The sequence below is a fragment of the Streptomyces sp. NPDC002499 genome, assembly GCF_053595415.1.
Genome location: NZ_JBSFXO010000001.1, coordinates 924,014 through 938,617, shown reverse-complemented (window position 1 = coordinate 938,617; position 14,604 = coordinate 924,014). Strand labels below are relative to the sequence as shown.

The window sequence follows — 14,604 nt, the reverse complement described above, 5'->3', positions numbered from 1 at the left end:
CAGACGCCCGTACGACCCCCGCAGCGGAGGAACCGGTGACCCAGCAGCCCCCGACACCCGACGAGTTGCTCCGCTCGGTCACCGACGCACTGAGCTCGGAGGAACCGCCGCCCGGTGAGGACGACAGTCTCATCGGGTTCGGACTGGACTCGATCACCCTGATGAAGATCGCCGGCGGCTGGCGCAAGCAGGGCGTCCGGATCGGCTTCTCCGACCTGGCCAAGGAACCGACCCTGCGCGCCTGGCGGGACCTGCTGGCGGCCGCCGTACCGGAGCCGGCCGTCCCGCCGACCCCACCGCCGCCGGTCGTGGCGACCGTCCCCGACGAGCCGTTCCCGCTCGCGGTCATGCAGCACGCCTACTGGATCGGCCGCGGCGACGACACCAACCTCGGCTCCGTCGCCGCGCATCTCTACGTCGAGTTCGACGGCGCGGACGTGGACCCGGAACGGCTCGACACCGCCGTACGGGCCCTCGTGGCGCGGCACGCGATGCTGCGGGCCCGGTTCACCGACGACGGACGGCAGGAGATCCTGCCCCAAGTCACCCGTCCGGTCACGGTCGTCGACGACCTGCGGGCCCTGGACGCGGAGGCCGTTTCCGCCGCGCTGGAGGAGACCCGGCACTCCTCCTCGCACGCCCGGCTGGACGTGGCCGCCGGTGAAGTGTTCCTCGTCCGGCTCTCCTTGCTGCCCGGCGGCCGGACCCGGCTGCATGTCGACGTCGACATGCTCGCCGCGGACGCGCTGAGCTACCGCGTGCTGCTCTCCGACCTCGCCGCGCTGTACGCGAAGCCCGATGTGGCGCTGCCCGCGATCCGCACCAGCTATCCGGAGTACCTCGCCGAGCGTGCGGAGGTGCGGCGGCTGAGCCGTGAGCAGTCGCAGGAGTGGTGGCTGCGGCGGGTGCCCGATCTGCCCACCGCGCCCGAACTCCCGCTCGTGCCCGAGGCGGAGCGCACCGACCCCACCCGGGTGACCCGCCGCCACCACTGGCTGCCGCCCGAGGAGAAGCAGCGCCTGACCAGGCGGGCCCACCGGCACGGGCTGACCCCCGCCATGGCCGTGGCGACCGCCTTCGCCGAGGTGCTCGCGGCCTGGAGCGGACAGCCGCGTTTCCTGCTCAACGTGCCGATGTTCGACCGCCGTGGTTCCCATCCCGATGTCGACCTGCTGGTCGGCGACTTCACCAGCTCGGTGCTGCTGGACGTCGACGTCGCCGAGCCCACGTCGTTCACCGACCACGCGCGGCGCCTCCAGGACCGTATGCACACCGATGCCGCACACGCCGACTACTCCGGTGTCGAGGTACTGCGGGACCTGACCCGGCACAACGGCGAACAGGTCCTGGCGCCGGTCGTGTTCACCAGCGCGCTCAACCTGGGGGAGCTGTTCGACTCCGGTGTCACGCACTCCTTCGGGAAGCCGGTCTGGATCATCTCCCAGGGGCCGCAGGTCCTGTTGGACGCCCAGGTGACCGAGGTCGACGGCGGTCTGCTCGTCAACTGGGACGTCCGCGAGGACGCGTTCCCCGCCGGGCTGATCGACGCGATGTTCGCCGCCTTCCACGGCCTGGTCACCCGGCTCGGCACCGACGACACCATCTGGGAGCAGCCGGTCCCGGCGCTGCTGCCCGCCGCACAGTCGGCCGTGCGTGCCGCCGCGAACGCGACCGACGGACCGCGCAGCCATCGCCTCCTGCACCAGGGGTTCTTCGAGCGGGCGGCCGAGCAGCCGGACGCACCCGCCGTGCTGTGGGGCGAGGGAAACGCCCTGTCCTATGGCGAGTTGGCGGACCGGGTGCTGCGCACCGCCGCCGCCCTGGTCGAGCGCGGCACCCGCCCCGGGGACACGGTCGCGGTCAGCCTGCCCAAGGGGCCCGAGCAGATCGTCGCCGCCCTGGGTGTGCTGGCGGCCGGCGCCGCTTACGTGCCGATCGGCATCGAGCAGCCCGCCGCCCGCCGCGACCGCATCCGCGCGACGGCCGGCTTCCGGCTCGCCCTGACCGACGGACGCCCGGTGGAGGGACTCGACACCCTCGCGGTCGCCGACGCCCTGTCGACCGAGCCGCTGTCGGAGCCGGTGCAGGTGGACGAGGAGCAGGCGGCCTATGTCCTGTTCACCTCGGGTTCCACCGGCGAGCCCAAGGGCGTCGAGGTGCCCCACCGGGCGGCCATGAACACGATCGACGACCTCAACGACCGCTTCTCGGTGGGCCCTTCCGACCGCTGCCTGGCCGTATCCGCCCTCGACTTCGACCTCTCCGTCTACGACCTGTTCGGGCTGCTGAGCGCGGGCGGGGCCGTGGTCCTGGTCGACGAGGCAGACCGGCTCGAAGCACGGCAGTGGGCGGAACTCGTCCGCACCCACCGGGTCACCCTCCTCAACTGCGCGCCCCCGCTGCTCGACATGCTCCTGCTGGCCACCGGACCCGGTGAACTGGCCGGACTGTGCACGGTGTTGCTCGGTGGCGACTGGGTCGGCACCGATCTGCCCGGGCGGCTCGCCGAACGGGCGCCGGGCTGCCGGTTCATCGGTCTGGGCGGGACCACCGAGACCGCGATCCACTCCACCGTCTGCGAGGTGACGGACGCTCAGGTCCCCGCGCACTGGCGGGCGGTGCCCTACGGGACCCCGCTGCGCAATGTGCGCTGCCGGGTGGTCGACGCCCAGGGCCGGGACTGCCCGGACTGGGTGCCGGGGGAGCTGTGGATCGGCGGGGACGGAGTGGCGCTCGGCTACCGGCGCGATCCGGAGCGCACCGCCGAGAAGTTCCCCGAGGGCGACGGCATCCGCTGGTACCGGACCGGCGACCTCGCCCGGTACTGGCCCGATGGGACGCTGGAGTTCCTGGGCCGCCGCGACCACCAGGTGAAACTGCGCGGCTTCCGGATCGAGTTGGGTGAGGTGGAGGCGGCGCTCGCCGGTCATCCGGCGGTACGGCGTGCGGTGGCCGGGGTGACCCGGGCGCAGGGCGCCCAGCTCGCCGCCACGGTGGCCGCCGAGGACGTGACCGAGGACGACCTGCGGGAGTGGGCGCGTACGGTGCTGCCCCCGCACATGGTCCCGGCCCGGATCGTCGTCGTACGAGAGCTGTCCCTCACCTCCAACGGGAAGCTGGACCGGCGGACGGTGGCGCAACTCTGGGAGTCCGCTGAAGAGTTGGAGCACCGGGCGCCCGGCACCGCCCTGGAGAACGTCGTCGCGCGGATCTGGGGAGACGTCCTCGGCACCGGGCGCGTCGGTCTCGACGACGGGTTCTTCGCGCTCGGCGGGGACTCGGTGCTCGCCACCGTGATCGTGAGCCGGCTGCGGGAGGCGCTGGACACCTCCGAGGTGTCCGTCCGCGCCCTGTTCGCGACCCTCACGGCCGGCGGGATGGCCAAGCGGCTGTCCGCCGAGGAGGAGACGGCAGGGCGGCTCGAACAGGTCGCCGCCATCCACCTGGAGATCGAGGGGATGTCGGCGGCGGAGATCGACTCGGCGCTGCGGGACGCGTGACACAGTGAAGCGGCGGGGTGCCTGAGGCGCCCCGCCGCTTCACCGTCTGTGCCGTGGCCCAAGTGGCCGCCCGGCGTGCCTACTTGTCGAGCTTGGCGAAGCCCGCGTCCAGGTTGTTGAGCGCCCAGGGGATGCCCAGCGCCGAGGGGCTGCGCAGCTGGCTGATGGTCTCGACGTCGGTGACGAAGTAGTTGCCCTTCTTCACCGCCGACATGTTCTTCACCAGCGTGCTGGCCTCGAACGCCTTCTGCAGGTCCTTCGTCGTGAACGCGATGACCACGAGGTCGGCGTCCAGCTTGTCGAGTTGCTCGAAGGACAGCTCGCCCGTGGGGCTGCCGCTGACCGTCTTGATGTTCTTGATCGACGGAGTCAGACCCAGCCCGAGTTCGCTCATCAGCTTCGCGGCGAAGTCCGTCTCGGAGGCGATGGTGTAGATCTTCGCCGGGGTGTTGCCGATGGACAGGCTGTAGGTCTTGCCGTCCAGGCCGGGGTGGGCCGCCTTCACCTTGGCTACGGCCGCCTCGGTGTCCTTGACGACCTGCTCGGCCTGCGCCTCCTTGCCGACGGCCTTGCCGACCACCTCGACGTGCTGCTGCCAGGTCTGCTGGCCCCACGCCGTCTCGTAGCCGATGGTCGGGGCCACCGCGGACAGCTTCTTGTAGTCCTTGTCGAGGGTGAAGTCCGAGGTGGCGAGGATCAGATCGGGCTGGAGCGCCGCGACCGCCTCGAAGTCGACGCCGTTGACGGTGTCGAGGAGCTTGGTCTTCTTGGTGTCGAGCTTGCCCTTCAGCCACGGGTAGACGCCGTCGGAGGCGAAGGTGTCCTTCGACACGGCGATCGGGGTGACGCCCAGTGCGTAGAGCGCGTCGATGTCGTCGGTTCCGCCGTTGCCGATCACCACGACCCGCTTGGGCGCCGAGGGAATCTTCGTGTCCCCGAACTTGTGCTTGATGGTCACCGGGAACGCGGCGGAGGAGGCTTCCGCCTTCGCCGCGTCCGTCGAGGAGCTGCTGTCGTCGTCCTTGACCGAGCCGCAGGCTGCCAGCCCGGCGATCAGGGTGACGCTGAGCAGGGTGGTCCGGAGCGATCTAGACATGGCGGTGCTTCCCTTTTCGCCGGGCGTGGGCAGAGTCATAAGGCCGCCAGTAAAGCAAGGTTAGGCTTGCCTTAGCAATGGATTCAGGCCGTTTGCCTCGCCTGACCTGGTGTCATATGTCTTCGTGCATACGGGTGTTGGGACACACCGGAGGGGGCGCCGCCGACGGCGACGCCCCGGCTCGCGGGAGTTGAGGTCAGGGGCGTGCCGTGAGATACCCGCCCATCGTGCGGAAGTACTCCGTGGCGGCCAACTCCGTGCCGTCCTCGGTGCGTACGCGCCGCACGAGCAGTCCGCGGCAGCGGCCGTTGTGCGCCTCGGCGCCCGCCACGATGACCACGCCGTCGCCCTCGCGGATGAAGATCCGGCCCGGTGTGCCGCCGTAGCACGCCTCGGACACGCCCGCCGACACGATCCGGATCCGCTGTCCGCGGTGGAAGGTGTACGCGTTCGGATACGGGTCCGACTGGGCGCGTATGAGCCGCTCCAGACGGTCCGCCGGCCAGCTCCAGTCGATGCGGCTGTCCTCGGCCGACCGCTTGTGGAAGAAGCTCGCCCGGCTGCGGTCCTGCGGCTGCCACTGGCCCGTGTCCTGGCCGGACGCGATCAGATCGAGCGACTCGCGCACGAGGGGGCTGATCAGGTCCACCGTGCGGTGGAACAGGTCGGTCGCGGTGTCGGTCGGACCGACCGCCACCGAGCGCTGCATCAGGATGTCCCCGGCGTCGAGTTCGCCGTTCATGCGGTGCGCGGTGACGCCGACCCGGGGCTCGTCGTTGATGAGGGCCCAGATGATCGGCGAGAAGCCGGCGTACGACGGCAGCAGCGAGTCGTGGATGTTGAGCGTGCCGTGCGGTGGCAGGTCGAACAGTTCCGGGGGCAGCCAGGTGCGCCAGTTGTTGGCCACGATGATGTCCGGCGCCGCCTCGCGCAGGGCGGCGAGGAGTTCGGGGTCGTCCGGGCGGTTGCGCAGCAGGACAGGGACGTCGTTCTTCTCGGCTAGTTCGGCGACGCTGTCGTCCCAGATCTTCTCGTAGGCGTGGTCGCTCTTGGGGTGGGTGACCACGAGAACGACCTCGTGATCGGAGTCCAGCAAGGCCTGGAGGGTGCGGTGGCCCCAGGTCTGGTAGCCGAACATGGCGACGCGCATGCGGTTCTCCCGTCCAACGGCTCCATTGCAAGGTAAGGCTAACCTTATCTAACATGTGGCTGCCTGAGGGAGGCGATGCCACGGTGAAGTCACCGCTCAAGGGATCCGACACCCGCTACGACGTCATCGGAATCGGTTTCGGACCGTCAAATCTGGCTCTCGCCATAGCGATCGAGGAGCACAATGCGGGACTTCCACCGCAGGAACGGCTCAACGCCCTGTTCCTGGAACGCCAGCCGGGCTTCGGCTGGCACCGGGGGATGCTGATCGACGACGCGACCATGCAGGTGTCCTTCCTCAAGGACCTGGTCACCCTGCGCAATCCGACCAGCGACTACAGCTTCCTGTGCTTCCTGCGGGAGCGCGGCCGGCTGATCGACTTCCTGAACCAGAAGACTCTGTTCCCGCTGCGGGTCGAGTTCCACGAGTACTTCGCGTGGGCCGCGGAGCGGGTACGGCACATGGTGGCGTACGAGCATGTCGTCACCGCGGTCGAACCGGTCCGCGACGAGGCGGGCACCGTGACCCACTTCGACGTGGTGTGCCGGGACCCGGAGCGCCCCGGCCGGACGGTCACCTACCAGGCCCGGGACCTCAGCGTGGCGGTCGGCCTGGAACCCCATGTGCCGCCCGGCGTGGAGCTGTCCGAGCGGATCTGGCACAACAGCCAGTTGCTGCCCCGGGTGACCGAACTCGCCGCCGAGGGCACGACGGTGAACCGTGCCGTCGTGCTGGGCGCCGGGCAGAGCGCGGCCGAGACGGTCGACTATCTGCACCGCTCCTTCCCGGACGCCGAGGTCTGCGCGGTCTTCGCCAAATACGGCTACACCCCGGCAGACGACAGCCCGTTCGCCAACCGCATCTTCGACCCGGAGGCCGTCGACGTGTACTTCGGCGCGCCCTCCGAGGTGAAGCAGTCCCTCTTCGACTACCACCGCTCGACCAACTACTCGGTGGTCGACATGGAGTTGATCGAGGCGCTGTACGCCACCGCGTACCAGGAGAAGGTGAGCGGGCGGGAGCGGCTGCGGTTCCTCAATGTCTCGCGCATCCGTGACGTGGTGAACCGGGACGACGGATCGCTCGACATCGCCGTCGAGTTCCTGCCCACCGGCGAACAACAGATCCTCTCGGCGGACGTGTTGGTGCACGCCACCGGCTACCGTCCGCGCGATCTGACCTCGCTGCTCGGCGAGGCCGCGAAGATCTGTCTGCGCGACGACGAGGACGCGCTGCGGGTGAGCCGGGACCATCGGGTGGAGACGGTCTCGGGCGTCACCGCGGGGATCTATCTGCAGGGCGGCACCGAGCACACGCACGGCCTGACCTCGACGCTGCTGTCGACGACCGCGATCCGGGCGGGGGAGATCCACCGCTCACTGGTGTCTCGGCGCGTGGCGAACGTCTGAGCCGACCGGGCCGGCCACACCGGCGAGGTGGTGCGGAGGCGGTCGGTCAGACCGCCTCCGCCTCCGTCACCGAGTGCCGGGTGCCGAACGCCGCCACCACCCGGTCCGTCGCCGTCACCGCCCCGCACGTGTCCGCCACCCACTCCAGGGCGAACTCATGGCTCCCGGGCGTCATGTCGGCGACCGCGTCGGCCACGACGAACGCCTCCAGATCCTGCGCCCAGGCGTCACCGGCGGTCATCAGCACGCCGGCCCGGGCGTACAGCCCGAGGATCACCACCTGGTCGCGCTCCAACTCCCGCAGCCGGCCGTCCAGTCGGGTCCGGGCGAACGCGCTGTACTTCCGGGCGGTCAGCACGGTGTCCCCGGCCAGCGGCTCGACCTGCGGGACGAACGCCTCCGCCGCCGCGCCCGCCGAAAAACCGGTGAGCTTCGCGTACGGGACGGGACCCCGGCCCGAGGCACGCCGGTCGCCGGCCGGCACCGAGTGGATCACGGGCACTCCGGCGGCCCGGGCGCGGTCGACCAATTGGCGTGCGTTCGCGAGGAGTTCGGTGGCCGGGGCGGCCTCCCGCTCCAGCGCCCGGACGAACCGGTTCTGGAGGTTGAGCACCAGCAGCGCGGCCCGGGCCGGGTCGAGGGTCCAGCCCGTCTGGTCGGCGGGCAGCATCGCGGGGGTCGGCATGACGTAGGGGAACATCGGAGGAGCCATCTCGGTGTGCCCTTCGGGAGTGTGCGGACGGGGCCGTCGGCCGTGCGTCGCCGGGACGGGGCGGGTGGTGCGCCCGGCCACGACCGGACCGCCTGAGGACGTCTCCGGCCCCCGCTCGACGACCAGGTGATCCGTGTCGGTCACCCGCGCGATCGCCCCGGTGCGGTGGAAGCCGTCGGCGGTGAGGAATCCGGCGTCGTGCTCGGGCGAGCGCCAGTAGCCGCGGATCGTGGACGGGCCACGGGTGAGCAGGTGACCACTCGTGCCGTCGAGGACCTCACGGCCCGAGTCGTCGACGATCCGCACCTCGTCCGTCGTCGACACCGGACGCCCCCGGCCGGTCAGACAGGCCTCCGGGCCGTCGTCCGGCCGGGTCCAGGAGACCAGGCCCTCCGCCGTCCCGAACACCTGGCGCAGCGAGCAGCCGAGCGCGGGCCGCACCCGCCGGGCCAGCCGCTCGTCCAGGGCGGCGCCACTGGCCACCAGGGTCTCCAGACTGCCGAGGTCGTAGGAGGTGACCGCGGCGGCCTGGGTCCACTGCGCGACCAGGTGTGCGGGGAGGACGGTGTGGGTCACCTCCTCGCGCACGACCACCGGGAAGGCGGTGTCCGGATCGGTGGCCCCGGGGCCGAGGATCACCCGGCCGCCCGCCCACAGCACCGCCAGCCAGTCCTGCAACCCCGGTACCCCGACAGGCAGTTCGGGCAGCGCGGCGAGATGGACCGTGTCCTCGCCGACGCCCAGTACGGTCGCCCGGTCCTCGACCGAGCGCGTCAACTGCCGGTCGCCGAGCGGCACCAGCCGGGGGACGCCCACTCCGTCGCCGGTGAGCTGGAGGAGGGCGAGGCCGTCGGGCCCGGACCCCTCGGCGGACGCCGTGAACCGGCTCACCGCCCGCGTCACCGACCCGCGTACCCCGGGCGGCACGACAACGGGTACGGATCCGATCCGCCGCAGCGCGAAAAACTCCGTGAACAGGTCGAGGGAGCCCGGGAGTTGGACGACGACCCGGTCACCGGGACCGGTCCGGCGGGCGGTCAGCTCGGCCGCGCGCCACCGTACGTGGTCGTCCAGTTGGCGGTAGGTCCACGTCCGTCGGTCCTCCGTCACCTCGACGAGCGCCACCCGCTCGGGATGCAGCTCCGCGCGCCCGTGGAGCACATCGTCGAGCGTGGTGTGCAGGGATGCGTCGCTGCTCACAGATCGTTTCCCCTCGCGGTCACGGGCCCGGGGCGTACGGGGGCCGTCGGCGCGCGGGTGGCGAGTGGCAGGACTCGTCCACGGCACGGCCTCCCGGTCGGGCGTAGAAGCTTAGGTTAGCCTCACCTAAGCTTCCTTGTCGCCTCTATTGGACCCGAAGGCCGATCCCGTGTCGGCGGGCTCGGACGGGACCCCGGCGCGAGGGGTCGTCCGAGCCTTCGCCGGCGGCGGAGGGCGTCAGGAGGGACCGTGCGTCCAGCGCCCGCCGAGCATCGTCGCGTGCACCCTCATCTCCCGCAGCGTGTCCGCGTCCGCCTCCAGCGGATCCACGTCCACGACCACCAGATCGGCCTCGTCGCCGACCCGGATCAGCGACCGCCCGAGCGCCGACGCGGCCAGCGCCGCCCGTACCGGGACCCGCTGCTCCGGATGCCAGGCGGGCCGCTCGTCGCTCGTCCGGCTGACGGCCGAGGCGATGCCCAGCCACGGGTCGAGCGGCGAGACGGGGGCGTCCGAACCGAACTCCAGCCGGGCCCCCGACGCCAGCAGGTCGGCGTAGGCGAACGCCCGCCCGGTGCGCCCCGCCCAGTACACGTCCGCCACATCGCGGTCGTCTGGGGCATGCGCGGGCTGCACCCCCGCCGTCACCCCCAGCTCCGCGAACCGAGGCACGTCGGAGGCCGACAGCAACTGGGCGTGCTCGATGCGCCCACGGCAGCGGACCGCCTCGAACGCGTCCAGGGCAAGGGTGTTGGCCCGGTCGCCGATCGCGTGGACGGCCGGCTCGATCCCGTGCGCGGAGGCCCGCCGCATCAGCCGGACCAGCTCCTCGTACGGCGTCTCCTCGATGCCGTACGCCTCCTCGCTGCCCTCCATGCCGGGGTACGGGTCGCAGCACAGCGCGGTCCTGGTGTTGAGGGAGCCGTCGGTGAAGAGCTTCAGGGGCCCGACCTGGACCAGGCCACCGGTCCTGGGCAGCACGTCACCGGTCCGCAGCCCGCGCTCGATCGCCGCCTCCAGGTGCGCGGGGTAGACGGCGGCCCGTACCCGCACCGGAAGCGGCGAACTCGCGGCCCGGCGGCTCCAGTCGGCGAGATTGTCGGAGAAGTGGAAGTCGATGAACCCCGTGACACCGCGCGCCGCCGCGTCCCGGCAGGCCTCCGCCACCCAGCGGTCCAGGACCGCCTCGGGCACCTCGGGCAGCGCGGTGACCGCCTCGAAGCACTCGTGCTCCCGCAGGACGCCCGTGGCATGGTCGCCGCGCCCGACCAGCGCCAGACAGGGCGAGTTGAGCCACGCGGCATGCAGGTCCGCGCTGATCAGTGCCACCGGCCGGTCCGGGCACACCGCGTCGAGCAGCGACTTGTGCGGCAGGTCGGGCCACAGCCCGTCCCGGAACCCCTGCCCCAACAGGATGTCCGCGCCGGGCAGTTCGGCCGCGGCCGCCCGTACGGCATCCGCCACCGCTCGCGCGGACCCCAGCCCGGACAGGTCCACCCGATGCCGGTTGCCCGCCCACTGGGCCGCATGCACATGGGCGTCCCACAGACCCGGCAGCACGGTACGCCCGTCGAGATCGACCACCGGGCCGTCCCCGAGGTCGCCCTCCGCGACCCCTTCCGCTGCTACCTCCGTGATCGTGACGATCCTGCCGCCCTCGATCCGCAGGCTGCGCAGCGGCCCGCCCGCCCCCAAGCGCGCCCGCGTGAGCGTCAGCGCGGGCGGCGGGTCGTCGAGAGCGTCCGCAAGGGGGCCGGAGATGCCGTCGAGGCTCGTCATAAGGGCTCCAGTGGTGTGATCACGTGCGGTGGGGCGGGACCGAGGCTACGTGGCGACCACCGGGTGCCGACAGAACCGGCCACTGTGAACAATCTCGTCGCACATATTGCTCACAGGATGCCGCCCGAACTACCGTCGCAGAACGTGCCGTTCCGCCCCTCACGCCCCTCGAAGCGCAGCGCCTGCCAGCCCGCACGCAGAGAGCAGGAGCCAGGAGAGCGATCACCGTCCCGCGCGGCAGAGCCCGCGCCGTCCTGACCACCCTGAGTCTCCTGGGCCTGGGCATCGCAGCCCCTGTAGCGGCCCACACCACGCAGACCGGAACCCAGGAACGCCCGGTCTCGACCACCGTCCAGACCACCGCGGGAAAGGTCCGGGGCGCCCAACGCACCGGCTACGACGCGTGGTTGGGCATTCCCTACGCGGCCGACGCCGCCGGCGCGAACCGCTGGAGGCCCCCGCAGCCGGTCACCCCGTGGTCCGGCGTGCGCGACGCCGGGGCCTTCAGCGACCGGTGCGCGCAGAACAGCGGCTGGGACCCCGGCTACGAGCAGACGACCACCACCGAGGACTGCCTCGCCCTCAACGTCTACGTCCCGGACGACGCCCGGGCGCGGACCCCCGTGCTGGTCTGGATCCACGGCGGCGGCTTCACCGGTGGCGCGGGCCAGGACACCAACCCGCGCAAGTTCGTCGAGCAGACCGGCGCGGTCGTCGTCACCGTCAACTACCGCCTGGGCGTGCTCGGTACGCTCAACCTGCCCCAGCTGCGGGCCGAGAACAAGGACGGCCCCGGCAACTACGGCCTCCTGGATCAGCAGGCGGCCCTGCGCTGGGTGCACACCAACATCTCCCGCTTCGGCGGCGATCCGAAGAACGTGACCATCGCCGGCCAGTCCGCCGGCGCCGGTTCGGTCTGCGACCATCTCGCCTCGCCCACCGCCAAGGGCCTGTTCGCGCGCGCCGGCATCCTCAGCGGCGGCTGCAACCTGCAATCCGCGGCCTCCGGGCAGGCGCAGAGCGAAGCCTTCGTGAAGGCCGTCGGCTGCGCCGGCGCCCCGGACCAACTCGCCTGTCTGCGCGGCAAGTCCGCCGCCGACCTGCTCACCGCACAGAAACAGGCCGGCGTCGCCCCGTCCCTCGGCGGCTCCGCCTTCCCGGTCAACCCCGGCACCGCTGTCCAGACCGGCGCCTTCAACCGCGTACCCGTGATGCTCGGCCAGACCAACAGCGAGCGCGGCCTGTTCACCTTCCAGAACTACGACTACCTCGGTACGCCGATGACGGCCGCGCAGTACGAGGCCGCCGTGCGTTCCGCCTACGGGGCCAACGCCGGCAAGGTGCTCGCCGAGTACCCGCTCAGCGCCTACCCGACGCCGGGCCAGGCCTGGACCGCCGTCCAGAACGGCTCGACCTCCTACACCCGCCAACAGCTCATCGCCACGCTGTCGAAGTGGGTGCCCACCTATGCCTACGAGTTCGCCGAGAGCGACACCCCGCACTTCACCTCGATCTTCCTCATCCAGCAGAAGAGCGAGACCGCGCGGGACTTCCCGTTCGGCGGCGCGATCCACGTCGACGACCTCGGCTACCTCTGGGACTACCTCGGTCAGACCCTGCCCTACGACGACGACCAACTGGAGCTGTCCCACCAGATGATCACCTACTGGGGGCGCTTCGCCGCCGCCGGTGATCCCAACGGACCCCGCACCCCCGCCTGGCCCAAGTACCGGGCCAGGACAGGGGAGTTGATGTCCCTGGTCGCCTGCGACACCGCTCCGTCGAGCGACCGGCCCCCGGCGGCCTGCTCCAAGGCCACCCGGGACTTCGGCAAGGAGCACAACCTCGGCTTCTGGGCGGGCCTGCCGTCCTGACCGGAGTACTGCCCCGACCGGGTCCTCAGCCGAGGGCCCGGTCCAGGTTGAACGCCGCGCTGATCAGTGCGAGATGTGTGAACGCCTGCGGGAAGTTGCCCTGTTGCTCACCGGTCTGGCTGATCTCCTCGGCGTACAGGCCCAGATGGTTGGCGTACGTGAGCATCTTCTCGAAGGCGAGGCGCGCCTCGTCGATCCGGCCGGCGTGGACCATGGCCTCGACGTACCAGAACGAGCATATGGAGAAGGTGCCTTCGTCGCCGCGCAGCCCGTCGGGGCTGGCCAGCGGGTCGTAGCGGTAGACCAGCGAGTCCGAGACCAGGTCGTGGGTGAGGGCGTCAAGGGTGGACAGCCACTTGGGGTCGGTGGGCGCGATGAACTTCGTCAGCGGCATCATCAGCACGGACGCGTCCAGGACTTCGCTGCCCTCGTACTGCACGAAGGCCTGGCGGGACTCGGACCAGCCCTTGCTCATGATCCGCCGGTAGATCGTGTCCCGGCAGTCGCGCCAGCGCAGCAGGTCGGCCGGCAGACCGCGGCGGTTGGCCATCCGGATCGCGCGCTCGATCGCCACCCAGCACATCAGCCGCGAGTACAGGAAGGGCTTGCGGCCGCCGCGCGTCTCCCAGATGCCCTCGTCGGGCTGGTCCCAGTTGTCGCACACCCAGTCCACCAGCGCGCACACGTCGTCCCACTGGGCGCTGGAGACGGGCTTGGCCCATTTGTCGAAGAGGTAGATCGAGTCGATGAGCGCGCCGTAGATGTCGAGTTGGAGCTGCTCGGCGGCGCCGTTGCCGATCCGTACCGGCGCGGAGCCCTGATGCCCTTCCAGGTGGTCGAGTTCGATCTCGGGGAGGTCGGCGCGGCCGTCGATGCCGTACATGATCTGGAGCGGACCCGAGGGCTTGCCGTCGCCCGGACTGATGTGCCGGGTCACGAACTTCATGAACGCCTCGGCCTCGCCGGTGAACCCGAGCCGCAGAAGCGCGTAGACACAGAAGGCCGCGTCGCGCACCCACACGTACCGGTAGTCCCAGTTGCGCTCGCCGCCGAGCTGCTCGGGCAGGCTCGTCGTCGGGGCGGCGACGATCGCGCCGGTGGGCGCGTAGGTGAGGAGCTTCAGGGTGAGGGCGGAGCGGTGCACCATCTCCCGCCAGCGGCCCCGGTACTTGGAGGCGGACAGCCAGCGCCGCCAGTAGTCCACCGTCGTGGCGAACTGCGCCTCGGCCTCCGCCTTCGCGCACCGGCGCGGCTCCACGTCACGGCCGACTTGGTCAAGCGCGAAGACGGCCTCCTCGCCCTCGGCGAGCTTGAACTCGGCCCGCACGTCCGGTCCGTCGGCCTCCAGTGGCACGGTTGCGGTCAGTGCGAGCGAGATCTCGTCGGTGTCGAAGACGGCCGCCTCGCCGGCCATGCGCACGGTGTGCGGCCGGGAGCCGTAGTCGAAGCGCGGGGCCACCCGGGCGCGGAACGGAATGGAGCCGCGTACGCACACGACCCGGCGGATCAGCCGATGCCGATCGGCGTCGACGTCGTCGCCGTCGATGGGCATGAAGTCCTGCACCTCACCGACGCCCTCCTCGGTGAAGAACCGGGTGATGAGGACGTTGGTGTCCGGGAAGTAGAACTGCTTCGTCTTCGCCGGCACGGCCGCCGCGAGCTCGAAGGAGCCGCCGCGCTCCGCGTCCAGGATCGCCGCGAAGACGCTCGGCGCGTCGAAGGCCGGGCAGCAGTACCAGTCGATGGTGCCGTCGGTCCCGACCAGGGCCACACTGCGCAGATCGCCGATCAGCCCGTGCTCGGCGATCGGCAGATAGCGGCGATCGCCCCCGGGGGTGTCCTGGTCGTTCTCCGTCGCGCCCATCGCCGCCTCCCGATCCCCGA

8 protein-coding genes are annotated in these 14,604 nt (G+C 71.2%); 3 read left to right on the top strand and 5 right to left on the bottom strand.

Features of this window, described 5'->3' with window-relative positions:
• Positions 1-35 precede the first annotated feature (35 nt).
• A complete protein-coding gene (locus ACWD5F_RS04250; protein ID WP_451250860.1) occupies positions 36-3,500 on the top strand; it encodes an amino acid adenylation domain-containing protein in 3,465 nt (1,154 codons plus the stop codon).
• A gap of 79 nt (positions 3,501-3,579) precedes the next feature.
• Here the strand turns inward: ACWD5F_RS04250 and ACWD5F_RS04245 are convergent, their stop codons facing one another.
• Together ACWD5F_RS04245 and ACWD5F_RS04240 are read right to left on the bottom strand one after the other, a co-directional pair.
• Complete coding sequence (locus ACWD5F_RS04245) at positions 3,580-4,596, bottom strand: iron-siderophore ABC transporter substrate-binding protein (protein WP_451250858.1); 1,017 nt, start codon at positions 4,594-4,596, stop codon at positions 3,580-3,582.
• Between the two features lie 196 nt (positions 4,597-4,792).
• Positions 4,793-5,746, bottom strand: a complete 954-nt coding sequence (locus ACWD5F_RS04240; protein ID WP_451250856.1) for a methionyl-tRNA formyltransferase — start codon at positions 5,744-5,746, stop codon at positions 4,793-4,795.
• Positions 5,747-5,799: 53 nt separating this feature from the next.
• On the opposite strand from ACWD5F_RS04240, the gene ACWD5F_RS04235 reads away from it, so the two are divergent.
• Entirely contained in the window at positions 5,800-7,155 is a 1,356-nt protein-coding gene (locus ACWD5F_RS04235; protein ID WP_401728502.1) for a lysine N(6)-hydroxylase/L-ornithine N(5)-oxygenase family protein, read from the top strand.
• Positions 7,156-7,201: 46 nt separating this feature from the next.
• On the opposite strand, the gene ACWD5F_RS04230 is transcribed toward ACWD5F_RS04235, so the two are convergent.
• Together ACWD5F_RS04230 and ACWD5F_RS04225 are read right to left on the bottom strand one after the other, a co-directional pair.
• On the bottom strand, positions 7,202-9,067 hold the full coding sequence (locus tag ACWD5F_RS04230) for an isochorismatase family protein (RefSeq protein WP_451250854.1): 1,866 nt from the start codon (positions 9,065-9,067) through the stop codon (positions 7,202-7,204).
• 237 nt (positions 9,068-9,304) lie between these two features.
• The gene (locus ACWD5F_RS04225; protein WP_451250852.1) at positions 9,305-10,846 is read right to left on the bottom strand and encodes an amidohydrolase; all 1,542 of its coding nucleotides are present in this window, start codon (positions 10,844-10,846) and stop codon (positions 9,305-9,307) included.
• Between the two features lie 182 nt (positions 10,847-11,028).
• On the opposite strand from ACWD5F_RS04225, the gene ACWD5F_RS04220 reads away from it, so the two are divergent.
• Complete coding sequence (locus tag ACWD5F_RS04220) at positions 11,029-12,720, top strand: carboxylesterase/lipase family protein (RefSeq protein WP_451251043.1); 1,692 nt, start codon at positions 11,029-11,031, stop codon at positions 12,718-12,720.
• Between the two features lie 25 nt (positions 12,721-12,745).
• On the opposite strand, the gene ACWD5F_RS04215 is transcribed toward ACWD5F_RS04220, so the two are convergent.
• Positions 12,746-14,584: a glycoside hydrolase family 15 protein gene (locus tag ACWD5F_RS04215; RefSeq protein WP_451250850.1), complete on the bottom strand. Its 1,839-nt coding sequence runs from the start codon at positions 14,582-14,584 to the stop codon at positions 12,746-12,748.
• Positions 14,585-14,604: the final 20 nt, after the last annotated feature.